Source organism: Pseudomonas sp. S07E 245 (assembly GCF_019599025.1).
In the GTDB taxonomy this organism is placed as follows: Bacteria; Pseudomonadota; Gammaproteobacteria; order Pseudomonadales; family Pseudomonadaceae; genus Aquipseudomonas; species Aquipseudomonas shirazensis.
In genome coordinates, this window is the sequence record NZ_CP080625.1 from 721,846 (window position 1) to 746,546 (window position 24,701).

Genomic DNA, 24,701 nt, shown 5'->3' on the forward strand with positions numbered 1-24,701 from the left:
GCGGCCCCGGGCGTTCGCCTACTGCTCGACCTGCCAGCCACCGCCCAGGGCTTTGTACAGCGCTACGCTGCCTTGCAGGCGGGCCAGACGCAGTTGCGCCTGCTGGTCCTGGGCCAGGTACAGCGTGCGCTGGGTTTCGAGCACGCTGAGCAGGGTTTCGGCGCCGGCGCTGTAGCGGCGTTGGGCAATATCGAAAGCCAGCCTGGCCTGGGTGAGTTCCTCATCCTGCCACTGGCGCTGACGGTCTATCCCGCTGATCGCGTTGAGTGCCTTTTCCACATCGGCAAAGCCGGCAACGATGCTGCTGCGGTAATTCTCCAGCAGTTCTTCCTGCTCGGCCGTGGCCAGGTCGCGGGCCGCACTGAGGCGGCCGTTATTGAAGATTGGCCCGATCAGCCCGGCTGTCAGGGTGTAGTAGGGGCTGTCGAGGATGTCGGCGAAGGTGCGCGCGCCACTGCCCAGTTCGGCGCCCAGGGTCAGCCGCGGCAACAGTGCAGCGCGGGCGACCTGAACATTGGCACTGGCGGCGGCCAGACGTGCTTCGGCGGCGGCGATGTCCGGGCGGCGGCCGAGCAGGTCGCTGGGCACACCACTGCCGATCTGCGGCCAGCGCACGGCGCTGATGCTGGCGCTGGTCTGCGGCAGGTTCTGCACCGGTTCGCCGAGCAGTGTGGCTAGCGTCACGCGGTTGTCTTGCCACTGTTGTTCGAGCAACGGCACTTGCCGTTCCTGAGCGGCGACCAGACTGCGCTGCTGGGCAAGCTCCAGGCGGGTGGCAGACCCCGCACCCTGGCGCGCCTCGACCACGCCGAGCACATCGCGCGCGTTGGCCAGGTTGAGGCGGGCGATGCGCAGTTGCTCTTGCAGGGTCAGGCCACGCAGGTAGCTGTCGGCAACGGCGCTGGTCAGGGTCAGCTCGACGGTGTGCCGATCAAAGCGGCTGGCGTCGACCTCGCGCAGGGCGCTGTCGCGAGCGGCGCGCACACCGCCCCAGAAGTCCACCTCGTAGCTGGCGTTCAAGCGTGCATCGAAGGCGGTGCTGGTGCGCTCGCTGCTGCTGGCGTCGAGCTGGTCGTTACCCTCGCCACGCAGCAGCCGCTGGCGGCTGGCGTCGAGGCCGTATTGCAGGTCCGGCAGCAACGGCGCGCCGGCAATCACAGCTCGCGCCTGCGCCTGGCGTACCCGTGCGGCAGCGCCGGCAAGGTCGTGGCTGTTGAGCCGGGCGCGCTCGACCAGACCGTCCAGCTCGCTGCTGGCAAACGCCTGCCACCAGCGGGCATTTGGCAGCGGGTGGTTATTAACCTCACTGCCGCCCTGCCAGGCCGACGGTGCCGGGAGGTTGGCCTCGGGGGCGGGCGCGGTGCTGCAGGCGGCGAGGGCAAGGCTCAGGGATAACAGGCTGATGCGGCTGGGCAAGGTCATGGATTATTCGCTGGTAAGGGCTTTGACCGGATCGAGGCGGGCAGCTTTGCGCGCCGGCATGAAGCCGAACACCACGCCTGTCACCACGGCGCAGGCAAAGGCGCCAAGAATGGCCGGCAGGGCGAAGGCTACGGCGATGTCGGCCAGCAGCAGGCCGCCGCCAATCGCCAGGGCGAGGACAATGCCGGTCACGCCGCCGACCATCGACAGCATCACCGCCTCGCTTAGGAACTGGCGGAGGATGTCGCGCTGACGGGCGCCGGTGGCCATGCGGATGCCGATCTCGCGGGTGCGCTCGCGCACGGTCATGAGCATGATGTTCATCACGCCGATGCCGCCGACCAGCAGCGAAATCGCGGCGATGGCGCCGAGCATCAGCGACAGGCTGTTCTGCGTGCGTGCTTCGGCCTGAATCAGCGCCGCGTCGTTGGTCAGTTCGAAATCGGCCTTGCCCTGGTGGCGCTGGCGCATCAAACGCTCGATGGCTGCTTCGGTGGCGCTGACCCTGGCCGAATCGGCGGCGGCGATGATCACGTACTCGGGGTCGTGGCTGCCGAACAGGCGGATCGCCGCTGCGGTATAGGGCACCACGATGCGCTCGTCGCTGTCCTGATCGCCGGAACTGGCACCTTTGGCCGCGAGCATGCCGATTACCTGAAACGGCACGTTGCCGATCAGCAGGTACTGGCCGATCGGATCGCTGCCCGGGGCGAGCAGCTTGTCGCGGACCTTCTGCCCGATCACCGCCACAGCGGCGCCGGAGCGCTCGTCGGCCTCGGTGAAGAAGCTGCCGGCCACCACCGGCCAGTTGAGAATGTGCGGGAACTGGATATTGTTGCCGCCGACATAGAACTGCTGATTGTTGTTGCCATGACGGACCATCAGCTCGCCGCCAATGACTGGCATGATCCGCTCGACTTGCGGCAGTTGCGCGACCGCAGCAACGTCATCGAGGCTGACGATGCCGCCGGGTTCGCGCAGGGTGGCGTGGCGCCCGCTCAGGTAGAGGATGTTCGAGCCAAACGCGGCCATCTGCGCCATGACCTGGCGCTTGCTGCCTTCGCCTACAGCGAGCATGACCACCACCGACGCGACGCCGATGACGATGCCAAGCAAGGTCAGTGCGGTGCGAAAGCGGTTGATCCACATCACCCGCCAGGCGGCTTGCAAGGCTTCGACCAGCTCGCCTTTCCAGGCGCCGCGCTCGACGGCGCCCTGATCCAGACGCTGGCGCAGGTCATCGGCCTGCAGCCCTTGTATGACCGCAGGCGGCTGGCCAGCCGCCGAGTCGCTGACGATCTGCCCGTCACGAATCTCGATCACCCGCGCTGCTCTGGCCGCGACTTCGCGGTCGTGGGTGATCAGGATGATCACATGGCCCTGGCTGGCCAGTTCGTCGAGCAGGTTCATCACCTCGGCGCCGCTGTGGCTGTCCAGCGCACCGGTCGGCTCGTCGGCCAGGATGATATGGCCGCCGTTCATCAGGGCACGGGCAATCGATACTCGCTGCTGCTGGCCGCCCGACAACTGATGCGGACGGTTGCCGGTGCGGCTGGCCAGGCCCAGCCGGTCGAGGAGGGCGGCGGCGCGGGCATGGCGCTCGGCGGCCGCGGTCCCGGCGTAGATGGCCGGCATCTCGACGTTTTCCTGGGCTGAGCCAGACGGGATCAGGTGGTAGCCCTGGAAGACGAAACCGAACGCTTCGCGGCGCAGCCAGGCCAGCTCATCGCTGTCCAGTTCTGCAACGTTCTTGCCAGCGAAGTGGTAGCTGCCGGAGGAGGGCCGGTCGAGGCAGCCGAGGATGTTCATCAAGGTCGATTTGCCGGAACCGGAGGTGCCGACGATGGCGACGAATTCACCCGGATGAATGCTCAGGCTGACCCCGCGCAATACCTGCACTTCAGGGCTGTCGATACCGCCGTAGACTTTGCAGATGCCGTTCAGCTCGATCAGAGGCACAGACATTCAACCTCCGCTGGCGCTGGGCGCGCCGATGACCAGTTGCTCGCCTTCGGCGAGGCCGTCGAGGATCTGCACGCGCAGTCGATCACTGAGGCCGGTGCGGACCTCGCGCTGCTCGATCTTGCCGTCGCGCTTGACCACCTGCGCCAGGCGCAGGCCCTCGGCCTTGCCTTCGTCGAAGGCGGCCAATGGCGCGGTCAGGACCTGGCTGGCCTGGCCGGCGACGAAGAACACCTGGGTGGTCATCTCGGCCATCAGCGCGCCGTCGGGATTGTCGACATCCAGCAGTACCGTGTACTGCACCACCTGGCTACCGGTGGTACCGGCGCTGGCGCTGGCCGGGCTGCCGCCACCCTGGCTGGTCTGATCCAACGGCTTGGGCGGGATCGGCAGGATCTGCCTTACCTGGCTGGTCCAGCGGCGCTTGCCGCCGGCGAGGGTGGTGAAGTAAGCGCTCATGCCCGGCTTGACCTTGCCGATGTCGGCTTCCGAGACCTGCGCCCAGACGGTCATCGGCGACAGCTTGGCGATGCGCAGGATCAGCGGGGTCTGCTGTTGGGCGTTGAGGGTCTGGCCCTCGCGCGCGTCCAGCGCCACCACCGTACCGTCCATTGGGGCAAAGATACGCGTGTAGCCAAGCTCGGCTTCATCACTGCGCAAGCTGGCCTGGGCCTGGCGGATCTGCGCCTGGTACATGTCGATGCGCGCCTGGGTGACCTTGAGCTGGGCGTCAGCGCTTTGCAGGTCTTCGGCACGGGTGGCGCCGGCGGCAGCCAGTGCACGTTGGCGCTGCTGTTGTTGCTGGGCTAGCTGGAATTGCGCGCGTTGCTCAGCCAGTTGCGCCTTGAGGTTGTCGATCGAATAACGCCCGGCATCGAGCCTGGCCTGTTGCGTCGAGGGGTCGATTTCGACCAGCAGCTGACCCTGGCGGATCGGGTCGCCGACTTCGACGTGCAGCTTGCGGATCTGCCCCGACGCCTGCGCCCCCACGTCGACGTAGCGGCGTGGCTGCAGGGTACCCAGCGCGGTGACGCTGCTTTCGATGTCGGCGCGGGTAACCGCGACGGTGCTGACTGGCGCGCCAGCCAAGGGCAAGCTGGCCCAGGCCAGTACGCTGCCCAGCGTCAGCAGGCCGAGGCCACCGAGCAAAATACGGTGGCGGGTGGTGGTTGAGCGACTCATGCGAACTTCCAGCCAGTGAGGTTGGCCACACGCTGCCAATCAGGGCGCGCACGGAGGTGCCAGATAGACGAAAGCGCTGTATCCGGATTTAGCCGGAAAAGGTGCTCGCGTGCTTGTTGCTGAGAATAATTATAATTTGTAAGATCGCACTCTGATATCACTCAGTCCCGCGTCAATGCAGTGCAGATTGCCCAGCAGGGAGACGCCAGGTGCCGTTGTGGAACATTATTATCGCGAGTTGGTGAGCTTTCTTTGCGCGCGTCTGGGCAATCGCCAGGCCGCCGAAGACGTGGCTCACGACGCTTATCTGCGGGTGCTGGAGCGTACCGATACGCAGCAGATCGAGCATCCCCGCGCGTTCCTTTATCGCACTGCGCTCAACCTGGTGATTGACCGCCACCGCCGCCACCTGATCCGCCAGACCGAATCGCTCGATGTGCTCGACAGCGATGAGCGCTGGCACAGCCCGGCGCCGTCGCAGAGCATGCAGCTTGGCCAGCGCCTGGCGCTGATGCAGCGCGCACTGGATGAACTCAGCGCGCCGTGTCGCGAGTGTTTTCTGCTGCGCAAGATCGACGGTCTGTCGCATCCGCAGATTGCCGAGCGTCTGGGTATTTCCCGCAGTCTTGTGGAAAAGCACATCGTCAATGCCATGAAGCACTGCCGCGTGCGCATGCGCCAGTGGGAATCGTGAACGGCGGCCAGTGAAAATCCCCGTGCTGGCACCTTGATTTCTCGCGTTTTAGCGACGAGTATCAGTAAAGACCCCGCCTGGTAGTCACCGGGCATGCCTGAACTGGCGCAGTATGGTCATGGAGCGTGTGTCCTTACCTCTGCCCAGGTTCGATCGATGCCTCATAAATCCTTGCGCATCCTCATCGCCGACGAGCACCCGTCCCAGCGTTTGCAGCTGGAGAAGATGCTTAATGCCATGGGGTATTACCGGATCGCCCCGGTGGAAAACTTCGAAGACTTGCAGCGCCTGGTGCAGAGCGCGCTGCAGCCGTTCAATCTGTTGATTGGCAACATCGAGCTGGCTAGCCACGCCGGTGTTGATCTGGCGCGTTTCTGTCGGGTCAGTTCGCAGATTCAGCATGCCCTGCTGTATCACTCGCAGCGCCTGAAAGTGCCGGCGGTGCCGCAGACCGAGCGCAAGGCGGTGAGCATCAGCCTGCCGAAAGTGCCTGACAGCGAGGCGTTGGAGTCCTTTATGGCAATCATCGACCTGCCGATGGTGGTCGGCCAGTTGCCGCTGCCGCCCGGGCTTTCCCCAGGCTCGGGCTATCCAAGACTGCGGCGCAACTTCGCCCAGACCGTGTTCAACCGCTAAGCCTGGATGCGCCTGATGGCTGCAGGGTTTGTTATTCTCTCGCCCTTTGCCGATCTGCGGACTCTGCCATGACAGCCATCGATAGCGCGCCTGCGCCGCGGTTTACCCGCGCTGACCACCGGACCCTGGGTCTGGCGGCGCTGGGCGGCGCGTTGGAAATCTACGATTTCATCATCTTCGTGTTCTTTGCCCTGACCCTCAGCCAGCTGTTTTTCCCGCCGGAAATGCCTGAGTGGCTGCGTTTGTTGCAGAGTTTCGGGATTTTTGTGACTGGTTACCTGGCGCGGCCGTTGGGCGGTATCTTGATGGCGCATTTTGCCGACCATCTGGGCCGCAAGCGGGTGTTCAGCCTGAGCATCCTGATGATGGCGCTGCCGTGCCTGCTGATCGGGGTGATGCCGACCTACGCCGACATCGGCTACGCCGCGCCGTTGATCCTATTGGCGCTGCGGATTCTGCAGGGCGCGGCAGTGGGCGGTGAAGTGCCGAGCGCCTGGACCTTCGTTGCCGAGCATGCGCCGGATGGCCGGCGCGGCTACGCATTGGGCTTTTTGCAGGCTGGATTGACCTTTGGTTATTTGCTCGGCGCGCTTACGGCTACTTTGCTGGCGCAGCTGTTTACCCCGCAGGAGATTCTTGATCACGCCTGGCGCTATCCGTTCTTGCTTGGCGGGGTGTTTGGCGTGATTGGGGTTTGGCTGCGCCGTTGGTTGAGTGAGACGCCGGTGTTTCTGGCGCTGCGTGAGCGGCGTGAGCAGCCGGTGGCGTTTCCGTTGCGCCAGGTGTTGCGCGAGCATCGGCGGGCGTTGCTGCCGGCGGCGCTGCTGACCTGTGTGCTGACTTCGGCGGTGGTGGTGTTGGTGGTGATTACGCCTACAGTGATGCAGCAGCGCTTTGCTATCAGTGCTGGGCATACCTTTGCCTTGAGCAGTGTCGGGATCGTGTTCTTGAATATTGGTTGCGTGCTGGCGGGGTTGCTGGTTGACCGCATCGGGGCGTGGCGGGCGTTGCTTGTTTATAGCCTGGCGCTGCCGGTGGGGATTGCCACGTTGTATGCGAGTCTAGTGGGGCAGTGGGGGATGATCTGGCCGGCCTATGCGCTGGCGGGGCTTTGCTGTGGGGTGGTGGGGGTGGTGCCTTCGGTGATGGTCGGGTTGTTTCCGGCGCAGATTCGGGTTTCCGGGATTTCCTTTACCTATAACGTGGCATATGCATTGTGGGCAAGTACTACGCCTTTGGCTTTGATCGCCTTGATGCCTTGGAGTCCTTGGGTTTGTGTGGGGTTCTGTTTGGTGATGGGGGTGGTTGGGGTGGTGACTGCGCTGTATTTTCAGGGGCGGGAGTCGTTGGTGTTTGCAGGTGATAGTTCTGCTTCAGGGGCGGCGTTGTGTCGCGAGGGGGCTGCTTAGTTAGGCTTGGCTGTCTTCGGGTTGATCGCGGGTCTTTTGAGATTATCCATTTTATTTATAGATAGTTCTGGCCCCTTTCGCCCTTACGGGTAGTCACTTTTTTGAGGCCCCCGGGCGTTTGCCAAAAAAGTGACTCACCGTAACGGCGAAAGGAGCCGGACCTACCCATGCATCACATGGACAAGTCCCAGCCCCCAGCCTCAAACAATCACATATTAGGGTAGTTAGGCCCACCCGCACCCTCAGGCGTAACCCAGGTAATATTCTGCGCCGGATCCTTGATATCACACGTTTTGCAATGCACACAGTTCTGCGCATTGATCTGGAACCGCTTGGCGCCATCTTCCTGCGTAACTACCTCATACACCCCAGCCGGGCAATATCGCTGCGCCGGCTCGTCATACAACGGCAGGTTACTGGCAATCGGTACACTCGGATCAGCCAGCTTCAAGTGGCAAGGCTGCTCCTCTTCATGGTTGGTACTGGAGAGAAACACCGAACTCAGCTTGTCAAAGCTCAACTTGCCATCCGGCTTCGGATAATCGATCTTCTTCGAGTCTGCCGCCAGTTTCAGGCACGCATAATCAGGCTTGGTATCACGCAGGGTGAACGGCAGCTTGCCGGCAAACCAGTTCTGGTCGACATAGTTGAAGGCAGCACCAAACAGCGGCCCGAACTTGTGCATCGCCGGGCCAAAGTTACGGCTGGCAAACAACTCATCATGCAGCCAGCTGGCCTTGAAGCCATCGACGTAGCTATTGAGCACATCACCGCCTTCACTCCCGGCCAGCAACGCAGCAGCCACCGCATCAGCGGCGAGCATGCCTGACTTCATCGCCGTATGGCTGCCCTTGATCTTGGCGAAGTTCAGTGTGCCCAGGTCGCAACCAATCAGTGCGCCGCCATTGAAGACCATCTTCGGCAGCGAGTTGAAGCCGCCCTTGGCGATTGCGCGGGCGCCGTAGCTGATGCGCTTGCCGCCTTCAAGGTACTGGCTGATCACCGGGTGATGCTTGAGACGCTGGAACTCATCGAACGGCGACAGGTACGGGTTGGAGTAGGACAGGTCGACGATAAGGCCAACCACCACCTGATTGTTCTCCAGGTGATAGAGGAACGAGCCACCGGTGTTCTCGTTGCTGACCACATCCAGCGGCCAGCCCGCGGTATGCACCACCAGGCCTTGCTCGTGCTTGCTCGGGTCGATCTCCCAGATCTCTTTGATGCCGATGCCGTAGTGCTGCACATCCGACTCGCTGTCGAGATTGAAGCGTTTGATCAGCTGCTTGCCGATGTGCCCGCGGCAGCCTTCGGCGAACAGGGTGTACTTGGCACGCAGTTCCATGCCTGGGGTGTACAGGCCATCTTTCGGCTTGCCTTCGCGGTCGACGCCGAGGTCGCCGGTGAGGATGCCGCGAACTACGCCGTTGTCATCGATCAGCGCTTCCTGAGCGGCAAAACCTGGATAAACCTCGACGCCGAGGTTTTCCGCCTGCTGGGCCAGCCAGCGGCACAGGTTGCCCAGCGAGATGATGTAGTTGCCCTGGTTGTGCATGGTCTTGGGCACGAACAGGTCAGGCACCTTGGTCGAGCTGCCGGCATCTTTGAGGACATAGATGTCATCGCGTTTGACCGCGGTGTTGAGCGGGGCGCCGAGCGCTTTCCAGTCAGGGAACAGCTCGTCCAGCGCGCGCGGTTCGAACACCGCGCCAGAGAGGATGTGAGCGCCGACTTCGGAGCCTTTCTCGACCACGCAGACGCTGATCTCGCTACCGGCTTCGGCGGCCTTCTGCTTCAGACGGCAGGCGGCGGACAGGCCTGCCGGCCCGGCGCCGACAATGACCACGTCGAATTCCATGTATTCGCGTTCCACTGGTTCTCTCCTACTCAAGGCTCATCGCTGTTTCTTGTCGGGGGACGGGCAGTCACCGGTAGCTATCTAGGCTGTAGCTTTACCGAACACGGACTACACCGCTGGGTCATGCCGCGCATTATATCTACACCACTCCAACGGTCCAATACAAACGTTTGTTTGAATTTGCCGCAGACCAGTAAAATCACAGGGAGGCGGCTGGAGGCTGGCCGATTTGCCGTATTGACCAGGCTGGGTGTTACGGTCAAGATACGAGCGGTTTTACGCTCGCCGTAGGCTGATCGATGGGCGCAGGAGCACCCCTAAAGACCAGGTGTAGAGCAGGGTTTTCGGGCTGAAAGCCGTCATGTAGTGGAGTTTACACGCCACCACAGAAAATGACCCGCAGGTTCTACCTCGGCAGTCGCTACAGGACTTATCAGTCACAGTGAATAATCCTCTGGCCGATTCGTTTTTAGAGGTGCCCTTGTACCCACGCGCAATCGCCGGGCCTTTGTCCCCAGGCGAGTTTCTTTTCACCGGAGAGTAACGAGGAATCCATGAAGGTTCTTGTAGCTGTCAAACGAGTGGTCGACTACAACGTCAAGGTTCGCGTCAAAGCGGATAACTCCGGCGTCGACCTTGCAAACGTCAAGATGTCCATGAACCCCTTCTGCGAAATCGCGGTGGAAGAAGCCGTACGCCTGAAAGAAAAGGGCATTGCGACCGAGATCATCGCCGTTGCAGTCGGCCCGACCGCTGCCCAGGAGCAACTGCGCACCGCGCTGGCCCTCGGCGCTGACCGTGCCATCCTGGTCGAGACCAGTGATGAACTGAACTCGCTGGCCGTGGCCAAGGTGCTCAAGGCGCTGGTCGACAAGGAGCAGCCGCAACTGGTGATCCTCGGCAAACAGGCGATCGACAGCGACAACAATCAGACCGGGCAGATGCTCGCGGCGCTGACTGGCTACGCCCAGGGCACCTTCGCCTCCAAGGTTGAGGTGGCCGGTGACAAGCTCAATGTCACCCGTGAAATCGATGGCGGCCTGCAGACTGTATCGCTGAACCTGCCGGCGATCGTCACTACCGACCTGCGCCTGAACGAGCCGCGCTATGCGTCGCTGCCGAACATCATGAAGGCCAAGAAGAAGCCACTGGAGACTGTTACTCCGGACGCGCTGGGCGTTTCTACCGCCTCCACTGTGAAGACCGTAAAAGTCGAAGCGCCGGCTGCACGCAGCGCGGGTATCAAGGTCAAGTCGGTGGCTGAACTGGTCGAGAAATTGAAGAACGAGGCGAAGGTAATCTAAATGACTATCCTGGTTATCGCTGAACACGAGAACGGCGCTGTTGCCCCGGCCACCCTCAATACCGTTGCTGCTGCCGCCAAGATTGGTGGTGAAGTCCACGTACTGGTCGCCGGCGCCAACGTTGGTGCTGTCGCCGAAGCCGCAGCCAAGATCGCTGGCGTGGCCAAGGTGCTGGTAGCCGACAACGCCGCCTATGCCCACCTGCTGCCGGAAAACGTCGCGCCGTTGCTGGCCGAGCTGGGCAAGGGTTACAGCCACGTGCTGGCTCCGGCCACCACCAACGGCAAGAACATCCTGCCACGGGTTGCTGCACTGCTGGACGTCGACCAGATCTCCGAGATCATCGCGGTCGAGTCTGCCGACACCTTCAAGCGCCCGATCTATGCTGGTAACGCCATTGCCACCGTGCAATCGAGCGCGGCCGTCAAGGTCATCACCGTGCGTACCACCGGCTTCGATCCGGTTGCTGCCGAAGGTGGTTCGGCCACTGTCGAAGCCGTCAGCGCTGCCCACGATGCCGGCAAGTCGGCGTTCGTTGGCGAAGAGCTGGCCAAGTCGGACCGTCCCGAGCTGACTGCTGCCAAGATCGTCGTTTCCGGCGGCCGCGGCATGGGTAACGGTGACAACTTCAAGCACCTGTACACCCTGGCCGACAAGCTCGGCGCCGCCGTTGGTGCATCCCGCGCTGCGGTAGACGCAGGCTTTGTGCCGAACGACATGCAGGTCGGTCAGACCGGCAAGATCGTCGCGCCGCAGCTGTACATCGCCGTCGGTATTTCCGGCGCGATCCAGCACCTGGCCGGTATGAAAGACTCCAAAGTGATCGTTGCGATCAACAAGGATGAAGAGGCGCCGATCTTCCAGGTTGCTGATTACGGCCTGGTCGCGGACCTGTTCGAAGCAGTTCCGGAGCTGGAAAAGCTGGTCTGATCCGCCTGCTTCACTTATAAAGAAGCCCGGCCCTCGACATGAGGGCCGGGCTTTTTTCATAAGGAGTGGTGGATGAATTTTCGCAGAACGGGCAGGGCGCTGGTCTGCCTGGCCGCGCTGATGTCGCCTGCGGTCATGGCGGCCGGCAAGTGCGAGCGCCTGGTCGCCACCGGCAGCCCGGATGCGCCGCCTTATTCATGGCAGGACCCGCAAGACCCGCGGCACCTGATCGGGGCCAACGTCGACCTGCTGCGCCAGGTGGCGACCGAGCTTGGCCTGAAGCTTGAAGTGCTGCACGCCGGCCGCCGCGATCAAGCGCTGGAAGAGGTGCGCAGCGGGCGTATGGACCTGTTGCTCGATACGCCCATGCAGGTAACCCAACTGGATGCCCTGGATTACATCCACCCTGCGCTGCAGCTCAATGAATACTTGGTCTGGACCCGGCATGACGGCGCCGTGGTGTTCGACGGGCCGGCTGATCTGGCTCGCTATCAGGGCACTTTGTCCGAGCGGGCGCGGCTGACCCCGGCCTTCGAGGCCTTTGCCAAGGCGCAGCTCAAGCTGGTGCCGGCGCAGAACCTGACTCAGGCGTTCCAGAAGCTGGTGCTCGGTCAGGTTGATTATGTGCTGGCCGGGCGCTACTCGGGCATGGCCATGGTCCAGGGCCTGGGCATGGCCAATGACCTGATCGCCCGTGGCCTGCCGGTGGACCGCCCCGGGCTGTACCTGGCGGTGTCGCACAACTCGGCCTGCAATGACGCCTGGTTGCGCGGACAACTGGCAAAAAAACTGACAGAATTGCCGATCTCCGGTGCATCCGAAACGGTGCTGCAACGTAACGTCGAACGCTGGAAGGCGCAGATGTTGGTGCCCCAGGATGCCCCCAAACAGTAGGAAGACCGTGTTGAGAATCCAACCCTTGATGCTGGCCCTGGCCATCACCAGCCTGGCTGGCTGTGCCAATGATCCGGCGCCCACTGAACAACTGCGGCTGTCCGAGCAGGCGCTGGAGCAGGCCAAGGCCGTCGGTGCTACCGATCAGGTCGAAGCGCTGAAGCTGGCAGACGAAAAACTGACTCGCGCCAAAGCCAATCTGCTCAGCCAGGACAATCGCGATGCACGCATGCGCGCTGAGCAGGCCGAACTGGATGCGCGCCTGGCCGAGGCACAGGTATTGACGCTCAAGAGCGAAGAGCAGTTGACCGTGCTGCAGTCGCGCGTCAAGCGCTTGCGCAAGCAATTGGAGGCGCAGCCATGAATCGCACTACGCCAATCGCGGCGCTGGCATTGCTGGCGCTGGTCGGTCTGCAGGGCTGTGCCAGCCAGCGCAGCGAGTCGGCCCTGGAGGACGCCAGCGCGGCGTTCCAGAAGGTCAAGGATGACTCCAACGTGCTGCGCAGTGCGCCACGCGACGTGATCCGCGCCGGCGAGTCGCTTGCCAAGGCCGAGCGCTTGTCCAGCTACATCGGCACCGGTGCCGATGTGCGCCACTACGCTTATCTGAGCCAGCGCTACAGCGAGATCGCTGCCGAGCACGCCAAGCTGTCGTTGAATCAGGAGCGCATCGCCAAGCTTGATCTGGAGCGTCAGCGCCTGCAATTGGCGCTACGTGAGGCCAAGCTGGCCAGTGTGCAGCAGCAAGGCAAGTGGGTCGAAGCGCAGATCAGCGCGCTGGCCTCCGAGCAGAGCGAACGCGGCCTGGTGATGACCCTCGGCGATGTGCTGTTCGACACCGGTCGGGCTGATCTGAAGAATTCGGCAAGTCGCACCGTGCTCAAGCTGGTGCAGTTTCTCCAGCTCAATCCGCGCCGTGTGATCCGCATCGAGGGTTACACCGACAGTACTGGTACGCCGGAAGACAACCTCAAGCTGTCGCGTGATCGTGCGCAGGCCGTGGCCGATATGCTGGTCGATCTGGGTATCGACGAGAAGCGTATTCAGGTCGAGGGTTACGGCGACCAGTACCCGATCGACGTCAATGCTTCGGAGCGGGGCAGGGCGCAGAACCGCCGAGTCGAGATCGTCTTCTCGGACGACAAGGGCAAACTCGCCTCGCCACGCTGACGGACGCTGCTCGCGGGGCCGTTGCATGGCCCCGTGAGCTGGCGTGGATAAACCCTGAAAGGGTGCTGGTCACGTAACTGTAATGTCGACTATTCTGCAATCTGTCCCCGTACACTTTGCAACTGTTCCGGTATTCTGCCTGTCAGTGAGTCGCATAAAAACAACGACCCGTCCGCGCTTCGAGAATCCGTCATGACCAACCTGCTGCTGTACCAGCGCATCGCCCAGCAACTGGCTGAGGACATCCGTCGCGGTGTCTACCAGCCCGGGGAGCGAGTACCGTCGGTGCGCAAGATGAGCGCGCAGCTCAATGTCAGCCACGCAACCGTGCTTCAGGCCTACGCCAACCTGGAAGACCAGGGGCTGATCCGCGCACGGCCGCAGTCCGGCTACTATGTGCACCAGACGCCAGCGTTGACTGCGCAGACGCCGGACATCGCCCGCGTCGAGCGGCCTGGCCTGGTCACCCGCGCGACCATCATCCAGCAGGTACTGACCGAGGCGCGTCGGGATGGCGTGTTCCCGTTCGGCGCTGCCGTGCCGCATGTCGACTATCTGCCGGTACGAGCGCTACACCAGCAATTGGCCAAGGTCACCCGTTTTCATAGCCCGCGAGCGTTCAGTTACATGTTCAGCCCGGGCTTCGAGCCACTGCGTCGACAGATAGCCATTCGCATGCGTGATGCCGGTGTGTTGGTCGACCCGCGTGAGATCATCGTGACCCATGGCTGTGTCGATGCGCTGCAGATGTCGCTGCGCGTGCTGACCCGGCCGGGCGACCTGATCGCAGCCGAGTCGCCGACCTATTACGGCCTGCTGCAACTGGCTGATCTGCTTGGGCTGAAAGTCATCGAGATCCCCAGCGACCCTGCCAACGGCATCAGCCTTGAGGCATTGCAGCTGGCGGCCAATCAGTGGTCGATCAAGGCGCTGGTACTGACTGCGCGATTGAGCAACCCGCTTGGCGGCACCATCCCGGAAGAGCGCCAGAAGCAGCTGCTGCGGCTGGCGTCGGACTTCGACATCCAGATCGTCGAGGATGATATCTACGGCGAGCTGATGTTCGAACAGGGCCGCACCAAGGCACTCAAGGCCTACGACCGGCTGGATCGGGTGATCTACTGCTCGAGCTTTTCCAAGACCTTATCGCCCGGCGTACGGGTGGGCTGGATGATTGCCGGCCGTTATCAGGCCGAGATCCAGCGCTTGCAGACTTTCACCACCCACTCGGCTTGCAGCGTGACTCAGATGGGGGTGTCGGCGTACCTGGAAAACGGCGGCTATGACCGCCACCTGCGCTTTATCCGCCAGGAATACCGCAAGAACCTCAGTGCGTATCAGTTGGCGGTGCAGCAGCACTTCCCTGAGGGCACGCAAATGACCCGGCCAACCGGCGGTTTCATCCTTTGGGTGAGTCTGCCTGGGCGGGTCAACACCCAGGAGTTGCATGTGCGCGCGCTGGAGCAGGGCATCAGTATCGCGCCAGGGTTGATCTTCAGTAATACCGAGCAGTTCAACCACTGTATTCGGCTCAACTGCGGTATCCCGTGGAACAAGGAAGCCGAGCGCGCCGTGATCACCCTTGGCCTGCTGGCCCATCAATTGTGCAAAGACTCGGCCAGTTCACTGTTCTAGTCTTGCCAGACTCAGGCGGAACCGCCAGCATAGTCCTGTCATTCAGCGGTGTTTATGGAGTTCATGAAAGCGCTTCGCTGTTTTGCCCTGTTGTTTTGCCTGGCTCCGCTGTGTTTCTCCAGCGGTGCGCTGCAGGCTGCGTCCACAGCGCCCGTCGCTGCCCCGGCCAAGGCGGCCAGCAAAGCCACCGCTGGCAAGGCGAGCACGCCCCCGGCAAAGGCTGCGGTACGCAAGAAGGCCAAGGCCAAGCCTGTGGCGAGAAACAAGCGCAAGGCAGTCAGCAAGGCTGTGGCCAAACCGGTACCCAAGACCAAGCTCGACCTCAGCTTGCCTACGCACCTGGTCGACAAGCTGGAACCGGAGGTGAACACCTTGTCGTCGCAACGGCGCAAGCCTCTGCTGCCGTCGATGTTCCCGGAGAACCCGCCAGCGGATGACAGCCCATTTCAGCTCAACGGGCGCTTGATCAACAACGAGATGCAGCTGCAGTTGCGCAATGACAGCCGGCGTGAAGTCGAAGGCGCTGCCATCGATTTCCAATTCCGCCAGTAACTGCAACTGACTGCCGGGTCACGGCAGATTTCATCTGGCCAGCAATTTCAAACGAATGTTTGAGTCGTTACTATCAGGGACGTTCGTCCCGTTTTGTTCCAGGAGTCTAGACTTGATGAAATGCCGAGAGGGTTGCGGTGCATGCTGCATCGCCCCTTCGATCAGCTCGCCCATGCCGCGCATGCCACATGGCAAGCCGGCCGGTGAGCGCTGCCTGCACCTGACGCCGAGCAATCTCTGTGAGCTTTTCGGCAGGCCGGAGCGCCCCGCAGTGTGTGGTGGCTTCAAGGCCGATGTCGAGGTGTGTGGCAGTGACAGTGACGAGGCAATCAGGCTTCTTGGCTGGCTGGAGCAGATGACGGCGGCGTGACACGGTATCTTCGACAACAAGGATAAGCATGATGAGATCGTTCAAGCGTATTGCACTGCTGTGTGGCATGGGTGTGTTGTTGGCTCCGGCCGCCTGGGCAGAAAACTGGCAGGTGGCCAAGGACAAGGACGGCATCACCGTGTCGCTCAGCGAGGTGGCAGGATCGCAGTACAAGGCCTACCGCGGCGTGACGGTGATCAAGGCACCGCTGGCCAAGGTCAAGGCGCTGCAGGAAGACGTCGCCGGGGCCTGTGCCTGGATCCATGAGTGCGAGTCGCAGAAGCTGCTCAAGCATGAGGGTGATCAAACCTGGACTTACAGCCGCTTCAATACGCCGCCGCTGGTTACCCCGCGCGACTCGGTGATGCTGGTTACCACCACTCAGCAAGCGGACGGCAGCCTGCTGCGCACGCTGGAAGAAAAGCCCGATTATCTGCCGGCAGAAAAGGGTTTTGTGCGGGTGGCCAAGGTCGAAGGCTTCTGGAAGCTGGTGCCCAAGGGTGACAGCACTGAGGTGACCTATCAGGTGCACACCGAACCAGGTGGCAGCGTGCCGTCCTGGCTCGCCAACAAATTCGTCGTGGATGCACCGTTCAATACCCTGCAGGCGCTGCGCGAGCGCGCCGAGAAGCCCTGATCGGCAAATGCAAAAAGGCTGCCCGAGGGCAGCCTTTTTTACGCATTCAGCATTAAACCAGCGATGCTTACTTGCGATCCGTCAGGTTGACGATATCGCGCTGCGGCTCACCGGTGTACAGCTGGCGTGGACGGCCAATCTTGTACGGGCTGGAGAGCATTTCTTTCCAGTGCGAGATCCAGCCGACAGTACGTGCCAGGGCAAAGATCACGGTGAACATGCTGGTCGGAATGCCGATCGCCTTGAGGATGATCCCCGAGTAGAAGTCGACGTTCGGATACAGCGAGCGCTCGATGAAGTACGGATCGGTCAGAGCGATCTCTTCAAGGCGCATGGCCAGTTGCAGTTGCGGGTCGTCCTTGATGCCCAGCTCGCGCAGGACTTCGTCGCAGGTCTGCTTCATCACGGTGGCGCGCGGGTCACGGTTCTTGTAGACGCGGTGACCGAAGCCCATCAGCTTGAACGGATCGTTCTTGTCCTTGGCCTTGGCGATGAAAGTGTCGATGTTGGAAACATCGCCGATTTCATCGAGCATGGTCAGTACGGCTTCGTTGGCGCCGCCGTGTGCCGGGCCCCACAGCGCGGCGATGCCGGCTGCGATACAGGCGAACGGGTTGGCACCCGACGAACCGGCCAGACGTACGGTGGAGGTCGAAGCGTTCTGCTCGTGGTCGGCATGGAGGATGAAGATCCGGTCCATCGCCTTGGCCAGCACCGGGCTGATCGGTTTGATCTCGCACGGGGTGTTGAACATCATGTGCAGGAAGTTTTCCGCGTACGACAGGTCGTTGCGCGGGTACATCATCGGCTGGCCCATGGAGTACTTGTAAACCATCGCGGCCAGGGTCGGCATTTTTGCGACCAGGCGCACCGCGGAAATTTCGCGGTGTTGCGGGTTATTGATATCCAGGGAGTCGTGGTAGAACGCCGAGAGGGCGCCGACCACACCGCACATCACCGCCATCGGGTGAGCGTCGCGGCGGAAACCGTTGAAGAACGACTTCAGCTGCTCGTGAACCATGGTGTGGTTCTTGACGGTGCTGACGAACTGCGCCTTCTGCTCGGCATTCGGCAGTTCGCCGTTGAGCAGCAGGTAGCAGGTTTCGAGGTAGTCCGATTGCTCGGCGAGCTGCTCGATCGGGTAGCCGCGGTGCAGCAGGATGCCCTTGTCGCCGTCAATGTAGGTGATCTTCGACTCGCACGAGGCAGTCGCCATGAAACCTGGGTCGAAGGTGAAGTGACCAGAAGCCCCCAACCCGCGGACGTCGATTACATCGGGACCAACGGTGCCGGTTAAAATGGGCAGCTCGACGGGGGCTGCGCCCTCGATGACCAACTGCGCTTTTTTGTCAGCCATGTGGCCTCCTATTAATGCTTGAAATCATCAGACAGACCCCCCACGCAGGGCCCGCACCACTATAGAGGGATAAATTCAGATGTCAATTTGCCTAAAGGTGGGTTGAATCACCCCCTAAGGCCTGATTTTTCAAGAAATTGGCGCCCGTTTACGCCTTTTGTTCGCTAAAGGCAATGCGCTATTTGGGCTAGCCCATCACGTTGTCATAAGCAGCCTAACTGTCTATACTCGGCAGCCGACCGCCAAGGGCTTGCAAGCCCGATTGCTGGGGGTCGCCGTTCTCTGGGTGGTGGGTACCTGACCAGTACACTTACCAACAACTTTGCCCTGTTAGCTTGGGGCTCTTCAGTGTGAAAAAAGCCGTGAAAAGCCAACGACCTGTAAACCTAGACCTAAGGACCATCAAACTCCCCATTACCGGTATTACGTCATTCCTGCACCGTGTCTCCGGCATCATTCTCTTCCTGGGCTTGGCGATCATGCTTTACGCATTGAGCAAATCCCTGGGTTCGGAGGAAGGTTTCGGCGAGGTGAAGGCGTGCTTGACCAGTCCGCTGGCCAAGTTCGTGGCGTGGGGTCTCCTCTCTGCCTTGCTGTATCACCTGGTTGCCGGTGTGCGCCATTTGATCATGGACATGGGCGTCGGTGAGACACTGGAAGGCGGAAGACTGGGCTCGAAAATCATCATCGCTGTTTCCGTAGTGGTGATCGTGCTGGCAGGAGTTTGGATATGGTAACTAACGTCACGAACCTCTCGCGTTCGGGCCTCTATGACTGGATGGCGCAGCGCGTATCTGCGGTCGTTCTCGCGGCTTACTTCATCTTCCTGATCGGCTACCTCGTCGCCCACCCGGGTATCGAGTTTGCCCAGTGGCACGCTCTGTTCTCCAACAATGCGATGCGAATCTTCAGTCTGTTGGCCCTGGTGGCCCTTGGCGCTCACGCCTGGGTCGGCATGTGGACCATCGCCACTGACTACCTGACGCCAATGGCGCTGGGCAAGTCGGCGACTGCGATTCGTTTCCTGTTCCAGGCGGTATGCGGCGTTGCGATGTTCGCTTACTTCGTCTGGGGTGTGCAGATTCTCTGGGGTATCTGATTCATGGCTATGATTCCAACGATTTCATTCGACGCCATCATTGTTGGTGGTGGCGGTGCCGGCATGCGCGCTGCGCTGCAGCTGGCCCAGGGCGGTCACAAGACTGCCGTGATCACCAAGGTCTTCCCGACCCGTTCGCACACTGTATCCGCCCAGGGCGGCATCACCTGTGCAATCGCCTCGGCTGACCCGAACGACGATTGGCGCTGGCACATGTACGACACCGTCAAGGGGTCGGACTACATTGGTGACCAGGACGCTATCGAATACATGTGTCAGGAAGGCCCGGCTGCGGTGTTCGAGCTGGACCACATGGGTCTGCCGTTCTCGCGTACCGAAACTGGCCGTATCTACCAGCGTCCGTTCGGTGGCCAGTCCAAGGACTTCGGCAAGGGCGGTCAGGCGGCGCGCACCTGCGCAGCTTCCGACCGTACCGGTCACGCGCTGCTGCACACCCTGTACCAGGGCAACCTGAAAGCCGGCACCACCTTCCTCAACGAGTACTACGCAGTCGATCTGGTGAAAAACCAGGACGGCGCATTCGTTGGTGTGATCGCGATCTGTATCGAAACCGGCGAAACCCTGTACATCAAGGCCAAGGCCACTGTACTGGCGACTGGCGGTGCGGGCCGTATCTACGCGTCGACCACCAATGCCCTGATCAACACCGGTGACGGTATCGGCATGGCCCTGCGTGCAGGCGTTCCGGTACAAGACATCGAAATGTGGCAGTTCCACCCGACCGGCATCGCCGGCGCCGGTGTACTGGTCACCGAAGGTTGCCGCGGTGAAGGCGGTTACCTGATCAACAAGCACGGCGAGCGTTTCATGGAGCGCTATGCGCCTAACGCCAAGGACCTTGCCGGTCGTGACGTTGTGGCCCGCTCGATGGTCAAGGAAATCATCGCCGGTAACGGCTGTGGTCCGAATGGCGACCACGTGATGCTCAAGCTCGACCACCTCGGCGAAGAAGTGCTGCACAGCCGTCTGCCAGGTATCTGCGAGCTGTCCAAGACCTTCGCCCACGTCGACCCAGTGGTCGCGCCGGTGCCGGTCGTACCAACCTGCCACTACATGATGGGCGGCGTTGCCACCAACATTCATGGTCAGGCCATGACCCAGGACGCCGACGGCGTCGACCAGATCATCCCGGGCTTGTTCGCCGTGGGTGAAGTGGCTTGCGTATCGGTTCACGGCGCTAACCGCCTGGGCGGCAACTCGCTGCTCGACCTGGTGGTGTTCGGTCGTGCTGCTGGTCTGCACCTGGAAAAAGCGCTGTCCGACGGCATCACCTACACCGACGCCAGCGATACCGACATCGAAGTCGCCCTGAGCCGCTTGAACAAGCTCAATCAGCGCACCGATGGCGAAGACGTGGCTACCCTGCGTCGCGAGCTGCAAAGCTGCATGCAGAACTACTTCGGCGTGTTCCGCACCGGCGAATACATGCAGAAGGGCATCGAGCAGCTGGCTCAGCTGCGCGAGCGTATTGGCAACGTCAAGATCAACGACAAGTCCCAGGCCTTCAACACCGCGCGGATCGAAGCGCTGGAGCTGCAGAACCTGCTGGAAGTTGCCGAAGCAACTGCGATCGCCGCAGAAGTGCGTAAAGAGTCGCGCGGTGCTCACGCCCGTGAAGACTTCGAAGATCGTGACGACGAAAACTGGCTGTGCCACACCCTGTTCTTCCCAGGTGAGAAGCGGGTTGCCAAGCGCGCAGTCAACTTCGCACCGAAGACCGTACCGGCGTTTGAGCCAAAAATCCGGACTTACTAAGGGGTGGCTGCTATGTTGAAAGTCGAAGTATATCGCTACAACCCGGACACCGACTCGGCGCCGAAAACTCAGATTTTCGAAGTCGACACCGGTGGCAAGGACCTGATGGTGCTGGACGTGCTGGCACTGATCAAGGAGCAGGACGAAGGTTTCTCCTATCGTCGCTCCTGCCGTGAAGGTGTCTGTGGTTCCGACGGCATGAACATCAACGGCAAGAACGGTCTGGCGTGCATCACGCCGCTGTCTGCCGTAGTAAAAGGTAACAAATTGGTCGTGCGTCCGCTGCCGGGCCTGCCAGTTATCCGTGACCTGGTCGTCGATATGAGCATCTTCTACAAGCAGTACGAGAAGGTGAAGCCATTCCTGCAGAACGATTCGCCAGCTCCGGCTATCGAACGCCTGCAATCGCCAGAAGAGCGCGAGAAGCTGGACGGTCTGTACGAGTGCATCCTGTGCGCTTGCTGCTCGACTTCCTGCCCGTCGTTCTGGTGGAACCCGGACAAGTTCCTCGGTCCAGCTGCACTGCTGCAGGCCTATCGCTTCCTGGCCGACAGCCGCGACACGAAAACTCAGGAGCGCCTGGCGTCCCTGGATGACCCGTTCAGCGTATTCCGCTGCCGCGGGATCATGAACTGCGTAAACGTTTGCCCTAAAGGTCTGAATCCGACCAAGGCAATCGGTCACGTACGCAACATGCTGCTGCAAAGCGGCACCTGATACACAGCTGTTGCAAGTGCAAGACACTGAAGCGCGGGTGGTGAGCCCGCGCGGAGGTGAAACCCGGGCAGGGGTCGATAAGGCCCACGCCCATTACCTATGAAGATTTGAGACCAGCAGGGGCTTCCGGGCTGGTACCCGGAAAATCTGCAGGATCCTCGGTGGCGTGATTGGTCGCTGTTCTCGGGCTTTCTCATGCGTATTGAGGTACTTGCCGATTCGTCCCCGAACGAGGGTGACCAAGCATGCAAGAAAGCGTGATGCAGCGCATGTGGGAAAGCGCCCACCTTTCAGGTGGTAACGCTGCATATGTGGAAGAGCTCTACGAACTCTACCTGCACGACCCTAACGCTGTGCCAGAAGAGTGGCGCACCTACTTCCAGAAGTTGCCCGCCGACGGCAGCACCGCTACCGATGTATCGCACTCGACAATCCGCGACCATTTCGTACTGCTGGCAAAGAACCAGCGCCGCGCTCAACCGGTTTCCGCCGGGAGCGTGAGCAGTGAACACGAGAAGAAGCAGGTTGAAGTTCTGCGACTGATCCAGGCCTATCGTATGCGCGGCCATCAGGCTGCCAAGCTCGACCCGTTGGGGTTGTGGCAGCGCCCTGCGCCCGTAGACCTGTCGATCAATCACTACGGCTTGACCAATGCCGATCTTGATACGACCTTCCGTGCCGGCGACCTGTTCATCGGCAAAGAGGAAGCGAGCCTACGCGAAATTCACGATGCGCTGGAGAAGACATATTGTCGCACCATCGGCGCCGAGTTCACCCATATCGTCGATTCCGAGCAGCGCAGCTGGTTCCAGCAGCGTCTCGAAAGCGTGCGTGGGCGTCCGGAGTTTTCCGCTGATGTGCAGGCGCATCTGCTTGAGCGTGTCACCGCAGGTGAAGGCCTCGAGAAGTATCTGGGTACCAAGTATCCAGGTACCAAGCGCTTCGGTCTGGAAGGCGGCGAGAGCCTGATCCCGATGCTGGACGAAATGATCCAGCGCTCGGGCTCCTACGGCACCAAGGAAGTCGTGATCGGCATGGCCCACCGTGGCCGTCTGAACGTGCTGGTCAATACCTTCGGCAAGAACCCGCGCGAGCTGTTCGACGAGTTCGAAGGCAAGAAGATGAACGAGCTGGGCTCGGGTGACGTTAAATATCACCAGGGCTTCTCGTCGAACGTGATGACCCCGGGTGGTGAAGTTCACCTGGCCATGGCGTTCAACCCGTCCCACCTGGAAATCGTCTCGCCAGTGGTGGAGGGTTCGGTGCGCGCCCGTCAGGACCGTCGCAACGACAGCGTTGGCGACAAGGTACTGCCGATCTCGATTCACGGTGATGCTGCGTTCGCTGGCCAGGGTGTGGTACTGGAAACCTTCCAGATGTCGCAGACCCGCGGTTTCAAGACCGGCGGCACCGTGCACATCGTGATCAACAACCAGGTTGGTTTCACCATCAGCAACCCGCTCGACTCGCGTTCCACCGAGTACTGCACCGACGTCGCCAAGATGATTCAGGCGCCGATCCTGCACGTCAACGGTGATGATCCGGAAGCAGTGCTGTTCGTGACCCAGCTGGCCATCGATTACCGCATGCAGTTCAAGCGTGACGTGGTGGTTGACCTGGTCTGCTACCGTCGCCGCGGCCACAACGAAGCGGACGAGCCTAACGGCACCCAGCCACTGATGTATCAGCAGATCAGCAAGCAGCGCACCACCCGTGAGCTTTACGCCGAGTCGCTGATCCAGGCCGGTCGTGTCGATGCCGAGCGTGCTCAGGCCAAGATCGACGAGTACCGCAACGCACTGGACAACGGTCTGCATGTGGTCAAGAGCCTGGTCAAGGAGCCGAACCGCGAGCTGTTCGTTGATTGGCGTCCATACCTGGGCCATGCCTGGACCGCGCGTCACGACACCCGTTTCGACCTCAAGACCTTGCAGGACCTGTCGGCCAAACTGCTGGAGATGCCGGAAGGCTTCGTCGTGCAGCGTCAGGTGTCGAAGATCTACGAAGATCGCCAGAAGATGCAGGCCGGTGGCTTGCCGATCAACTGGGGCTATGCCGAAACCATGGCGTACGCCACGTTGGCCTTCGAAGGTCACCCGATCCGCATGACCGGTCAGGATATCGGCCGCGGCACCTTCTCGCACCGCCATGCGGTGTTGCACAACCAGAAGGACGCCAGCACCTATATCCCGCTGCAGAACCTGTACCCGGGCCAGCCACGTTTCGACCTGTACGATTCGTTCCTGTCCGAGGAAGCAGTTCTGGCGTTCGAATACGGTTACTCGACCACTCAGCCAAACGCGCTGGTGATCTGGGAAGCCCAGTTCGGCGACTTCGCCAACGGTGCGCAAGTGGTGATCGACCAGTTCATCACCAGTGGCGAGCACAAGTGGGGCCGTCTGTGCGGTCTGACCATGCTGCTGCCGCACGGCTACGAAGGCCAGGGTCCTGAGCACTCCTCGGCGCGTCTGGAGCGTTACCTGCAGCTGTGCGCCGAGCACAACATCCAGGTGTGCGTACCGACCACCCCGGCACAGATCTACCACCTGCTGCGTCGCCAGGTGATCCGCCCGCTGCGCAAGCCGCTGGTAGTCCTGACGCCGAAGTCGCTGCTGCGCCACAAGCTGGCCGTGTCGACCTTGGAAGACCTGGCAGAAGGCTCGTTCCAGACCGTGATTCCGGAAATCGATACCCTCGATCCGGCCAAGGTCGAGCGCCTGATCCTGTGCAGTGGCAAGGTCTACTACGACCTGCTGGAAAAACGCCGTGCCGAAGGCCGCGAAGATATCGCCATCGTGCGTATCGAGCAGCTGTATCCGTTCCCGGAAGACGACCTGGTCGAAATCCTGGCGCCGTACAGCAACCTCAAGGCCGCCGTCTGGTGCCAGGAAGAGCCAATGAACCAAGGCGCCTGGTACAGCAGCCAGCACCACATGCGCCGTATCCTGGGCCGCCACAACAAGGCACTGGTCCTGGAATACGCCGGCCGCGACGCTTCTGCCGCGCCAGCCTGTGGTTACGCATCGAAGCACGCTGAACAGCAGGAAAAACTGCTGCAAGACGCCTTCACTGTTTAATGCTTTCGCGCACCTGAAAC

General features: G+C 61.5%; 22 protein-coding genes. 17 read left to right on the forward strand and 5 right to left on the reverse strand.

Annotated features, from left to right (window positions below; all coding sequences use genetic code 11):
* Positions 1–18: 18 nt before the first annotated feature.
* Genes K3F44_RS03320 through K3F44_RS03330 form a run of 3 tightly spaced genes read right to left on the reverse strand, consistent with a single transcriptional unit; the run spans position 19 to position 4,566 of the window.
* Positions 19–1,422, reverse strand: a complete 1,404-nt coding sequence (locus K3F44_RS03320; protein WP_101318091.1) for an efflux transporter outer membrane subunit — start codon at positions 1,420–1,422, stop codon at positions 19–21.
* A 3-nt stretch (positions 1,423–1,425) separates the two neighbouring features.
* A complete protein-coding gene (locus K3F44_RS03325) occupies positions 1,426–3,387 on the reverse strand; it encodes a MacB family efflux pump subunit (RefSeq protein ID WP_220633333.1) in 1,962 nt (653 codons plus the stop codon).
* Positions 3,388–4,566, reverse strand: a complete 1,179-nt coding sequence (locus tag K3F44_RS03330) for an efflux RND transporter periplasmic adaptor subunit (protein WP_220633334.1) — start codon at positions 4,564–4,566, stop codon at positions 3,388–3,390.
* A 217-nt stretch (positions 4,567–4,783) separates the two neighbouring features.
* On the opposite strand from K3F44_RS03330, the gene K3F44_RS03335 reads away from it, so the two are divergent.
* The 3 genes from K3F44_RS03335 (at position 4,784) to K3F44_RS03345 (ending at position 7,305) form a co-directional block, all read left to right on the forward strand.
* Positions 4,784–5,260 (forward strand): sigma-70 family RNA polymerase sigma factor, encoded by a 477-nt coding sequence (locus K3F44_RS03335; protein WP_101318098.1) that lies wholly within the window; start codon positions 4,784–4,786, stop codon positions 5,258–5,260.
* 156 nt (positions 5,261–5,416) lie between these two features.
* Complete coding sequence (locus K3F44_RS03340; RefSeq protein WP_101318100.1) at positions 5,417–5,896, forward strand: response regulator; 480 nt, start codon at positions 5,417–5,419, stop codon at positions 5,894–5,896.
* Between the two features lie 68 nt (positions 5,897–5,964).
* Positions 5,965–7,305, forward strand: a complete 1,341-nt coding sequence (locus K3F44_RS03345) for an MFS transporter (protein ID WP_220633335.1) — start codon at positions 5,965–5,967, stop codon at positions 7,303–7,305.
* A 208-nt stretch (positions 7,306–7,513) separates the two neighbouring features.
* Here K3F44_RS03345 and K3F44_RS03350 read toward each other — a convergent pair whose 3' ends face one another.
* Positions 7,514–9,178: an electron transfer flavoprotein-ubiquinone oxidoreductase gene (locus K3F44_RS03350; RefSeq protein WP_101318104.1), complete on the reverse strand. Its 1,665-nt coding sequence runs from the start codon at positions 9,176–9,178 to the stop codon at positions 7,514–7,516.
* 539 nt (positions 9,179–9,717) lie between these two features.
* Between K3F44_RS03350 and K3F44_RS03355 the strand changes: the two genes are divergently transcribed.
* From K3F44_RS03355 to K3F44_RS03395, 9 genes are all read left to right on the forward strand, one after another.
* Entirely contained in the window at positions 9,718–10,467 is a 750-nt protein-coding gene (locus tag K3F44_RS03355; RefSeq protein ID WP_101318106.1) for an electron transfer flavoprotein subunit beta/FixA family protein, read from the forward strand.
* Positions 10,468–11,397, forward strand: a complete 930-nt coding sequence (locus K3F44_RS03360) for an electron transfer flavoprotein subunit alpha/FixB family protein (RefSeq protein ID WP_101318108.1) — start codon at positions 10,468–10,470, stop codon at positions 11,395–11,397.
* Positions 11,398–11,469: 72 nt separating this feature from the next.
* Positions 11,470–12,291 carry an ABC transporter substrate-binding protein gene (locus K3F44_RS03365; protein WP_101318110.1) on the forward strand — a complete coding sequence of 274 codons (822 nt, stop codon included), beginning with the start codon at positions 11,470–11,472 and terminating at the stop codon, positions 12,289–12,291.
* A 10-nt stretch (positions 12,292–12,301) separates the two neighbouring features.
* Positions 12,302–12,655: a DUF4398 domain-containing protein gene (locus tag K3F44_RS03370; protein WP_101318113.1), complete on the forward strand. Its 354-nt coding sequence runs from the start codon at positions 12,302–12,304 to the stop codon at positions 12,653–12,655.
* On the forward strand, positions 12,652–13,461 hold the full coding sequence (locus K3F44_RS03375) for an OmpA family protein (protein WP_220633336.1): 810 nt from the start codon (positions 12,652–12,654) through the stop codon (positions 13,459–13,461). The genes K3F44_RS03370 and K3F44_RS03375 overlap by 4 nt, the downstream gene beginning before the upstream one ends.
* Positions 13,462–13,653: 192 nt before the next feature.
* Entirely contained in the window at positions 13,654–15,096 is a 1,443-nt protein-coding gene (locus K3F44_RS03380; RefSeq protein WP_181089744.1) for a PLP-dependent aminotransferase family protein, read from the forward strand.
* Between the two features lie 63 nt (positions 15,097–15,159).
* Positions 15,160–15,648, forward strand: a complete 489-nt coding sequence (locus K3F44_RS03385; RefSeq protein WP_150569700.1) for a hypothetical protein — start codon at positions 15,160–15,162, stop codon at positions 15,646–15,648.
* Positions 15,649–15,763: 115 nt separating this feature from the next.
* The gene (locus K3F44_RS03390; RefSeq protein ID WP_101318120.1) at positions 15,764–16,018 is read left to right on the forward strand and encodes a YkgJ family cysteine cluster protein; all 255 of its coding nucleotides are present in this window, start codon (positions 15,764–15,766) and stop codon (positions 16,016–16,018) included.
* A gap of 31 nt (positions 16,019–16,049) precedes the next feature.
* Positions 16,050–16,655, forward strand: coding sequence for an START domain-containing protein (locus K3F44_RS03395; RefSeq protein ID WP_101318122.1), 606 nt, complete (start codon positions 16,050–16,052; stop codon positions 16,653–16,655).
* Positions 16,656–16,722: 67 nt separating this feature from the next.
* Here the strand turns inward: K3F44_RS03395 and gltA are convergent, their stop codons facing one another.
* Positions 16,723–18,012, reverse strand: coding sequence for a citrate synthase (gltA, locus tag K3F44_RS03400; RefSeq protein WP_101318124.1), 1,290 nt, complete (start codon positions 18,010–18,012; stop codon positions 16,723–16,725).
* Between the two features lie 350 nt (positions 18,013–18,362).
* Between gltA and sdhC the strand changes: the two genes are divergently transcribed.
* The 5 genes from sdhC (at position 18,363) to K3F44_RS03425 (ending at position 24,681) form a co-directional block, all read left to right on the forward strand.
* Positions 18,363–18,749 (forward strand): succinate dehydrogenase, cytochrome b556 subunit, encoded by a 387-nt coding sequence (gene sdhC / locus K3F44_RS03405; RefSeq protein ID WP_178080755.1) that lies wholly within the window; start codon positions 18,363–18,365, stop codon positions 18,747–18,749.
* Positions 18,743–19,111 (forward strand): succinate dehydrogenase, hydrophobic membrane anchor protein, encoded by a 369-nt coding sequence (gene sdhD / locus K3F44_RS03410; protein WP_101318128.1) that lies wholly within the window; start codon positions 18,743–18,745, stop codon positions 19,109–19,111. The genes sdhC and sdhD overlap by 7 nt, the downstream gene beginning before the upstream one ends.
* Before the next feature lie 3 nt (positions 19,112–19,114).
* Positions 19,115–20,887: a succinate dehydrogenase flavoprotein subunit gene (gene sdhA, locus K3F44_RS03415; protein ID WP_101318131.1), complete on the forward strand. Its 1,773-nt coding sequence runs from the start codon at positions 19,115–19,117 to the stop codon at positions 20,885–20,887.
* Between the two features lie 12 nt (positions 20,888–20,899).
* Entirely contained in the window at positions 20,900–21,604 is a 705-nt protein-coding gene (locus tag K3F44_RS03420) for a succinate dehydrogenase iron-sulfur subunit (RefSeq protein WP_101318133.1), read from the forward strand.
* A gap of 245 nt (positions 21,605–21,849) precedes the next feature.
* Entirely contained in the window at positions 21,850–24,681 is a 2,832-nt protein-coding gene (locus K3F44_RS03425) for a 2-oxoglutarate dehydrogenase E1 component (protein WP_101318135.1), read from the forward strand.
* The last annotated feature ends 20 nt before the right edge of the window (positions 24,682–24,701 follow it).

What these genes read in the sequence shown, in the direction of transcription:
- K3F44_RS03375 (WP_220633336.1), top strand. Translation starts at nt 12,652, where the DNA reads ATGAATCGCACTACGCCAATCGCGGCGCTGGCATTGCTGGCGCTGGTC.
- K3F44_RS03325 (WP_220633333.1), bottom strand. Translation starts at nt 3,387, where the DNA reads ATGTCTGTGCCTCTGATCGAGCTGAACGGCATCTGCAAAGTCTACGGC.
- K3F44_RS03385 (WP_150569700.1), top strand. Translation starts at nt 15,160, where the DNA reads ATGAAAGCGCTTCGCTGTTTTGCCCTGTTGTTTTGCCTGGCTCCGCTG.
- gltA (WP_101318124.1), bottom strand. Translation starts at nt 18,012, where the DNA reads ATGGCTGACAAAAAAGCGCAGTTGGTCATCGAGGGCGCAGCCCCCGTC.
- K3F44_RS03360 (WP_101318108.1), top strand. Translation starts at nt 10,468, where the DNA reads ATGACTATCCTGGTTATCGCTGAACACGAGAACGGCGCTGTTGCCCCG.
- sdhA (WP_101318131.1), top strand. Translation starts at nt 19,115, where the DNA reads ATGGCTATGATTCCAACGATTTCATTCGACGCCATCATTGTTGGTGGT.
- K3F44_RS03320 (WP_101318091.1), bottom strand. Translation starts at nt 1,422, where the DNA reads ATGACCTTGCCCAGCCGCATCAGCCTGTTATCCCTGAGCCTTGCCCTC.
- K3F44_RS03425 (WP_101318135.1), top strand. Translation starts at nt 21,850, where the DNA reads ATGCAAGAAAGCGTGATGCAGCGCATGTGGGAAAGCGCCCACCTTTCA.
- K3F44_RS03390 (WP_101318120.1), top strand. Translation starts at nt 15,764, where the DNA reads ATGAAATGCCGAGAGGGTTGCGGTGCATGCTGCATCGCCCCTTCGATC.
- sdhD (WP_101318128.1), top strand. Translation starts at nt 18,743, where the DNA reads ATGGTAACTAACGTCACGAACCTCTCGCGTTCGGGCCTCTATGACTGG.
- K3F44_RS03355 (WP_101318106.1), top strand. Translation starts at nt 9,718, where the DNA reads ATGAAGGTTCTTGTAGCTGTCAAACGAGTGGTCGACTACAACGTCAAG.
- K3F44_RS03420 (WP_101318133.1), top strand. Translation starts at nt 20,900, where the DNA reads ATGTTGAAAGTCGAAGTATATCGCTACAACCCGGACACCGACTCGGCG.
- K3F44_RS03365 (WP_101318110.1), top strand. Translation starts at nt 11,470, where the DNA reads ATGAATTTTCGCAGAACGGGCAGGGCGCTGGTCTGCCTGGCCGCGCTG.
- K3F44_RS03340 (WP_101318100.1), top strand. Translation starts at nt 5,417, where the DNA reads ATGCCTCATAAATCCTTGCGCATCCTCATCGCCGACGAGCACCCGTCC.
- K3F44_RS03395 (WP_101318122.1), top strand. Translation starts at nt 16,050, where the DNA reads ATGAGATCGTTCAAGCGTATTGCACTGCTGTGTGGCATGGGTGTGTTG.
- K3F44_RS03330 (WP_220633334.1), bottom strand. Translation starts at nt 4,566, where the DNA reads ATGAGTCGCTCAACCACCACCCGCCACCGTATTTTGCTCGGTGGCCTC.
- K3F44_RS03380 (WP_181089744.1), top strand. Translation starts at nt 13,654, where the DNA reads ATGACCAACCTGCTGCTGTACCAGCGCATCGCCCAGCAACTGGCTGAG.
- K3F44_RS03345 (WP_220633335.1), top strand. Translation starts at nt 5,965, where the DNA reads ATGACAGCCATCGATAGCGCGCCTGCGCCGCGGTTTACCCGCGCTGAC.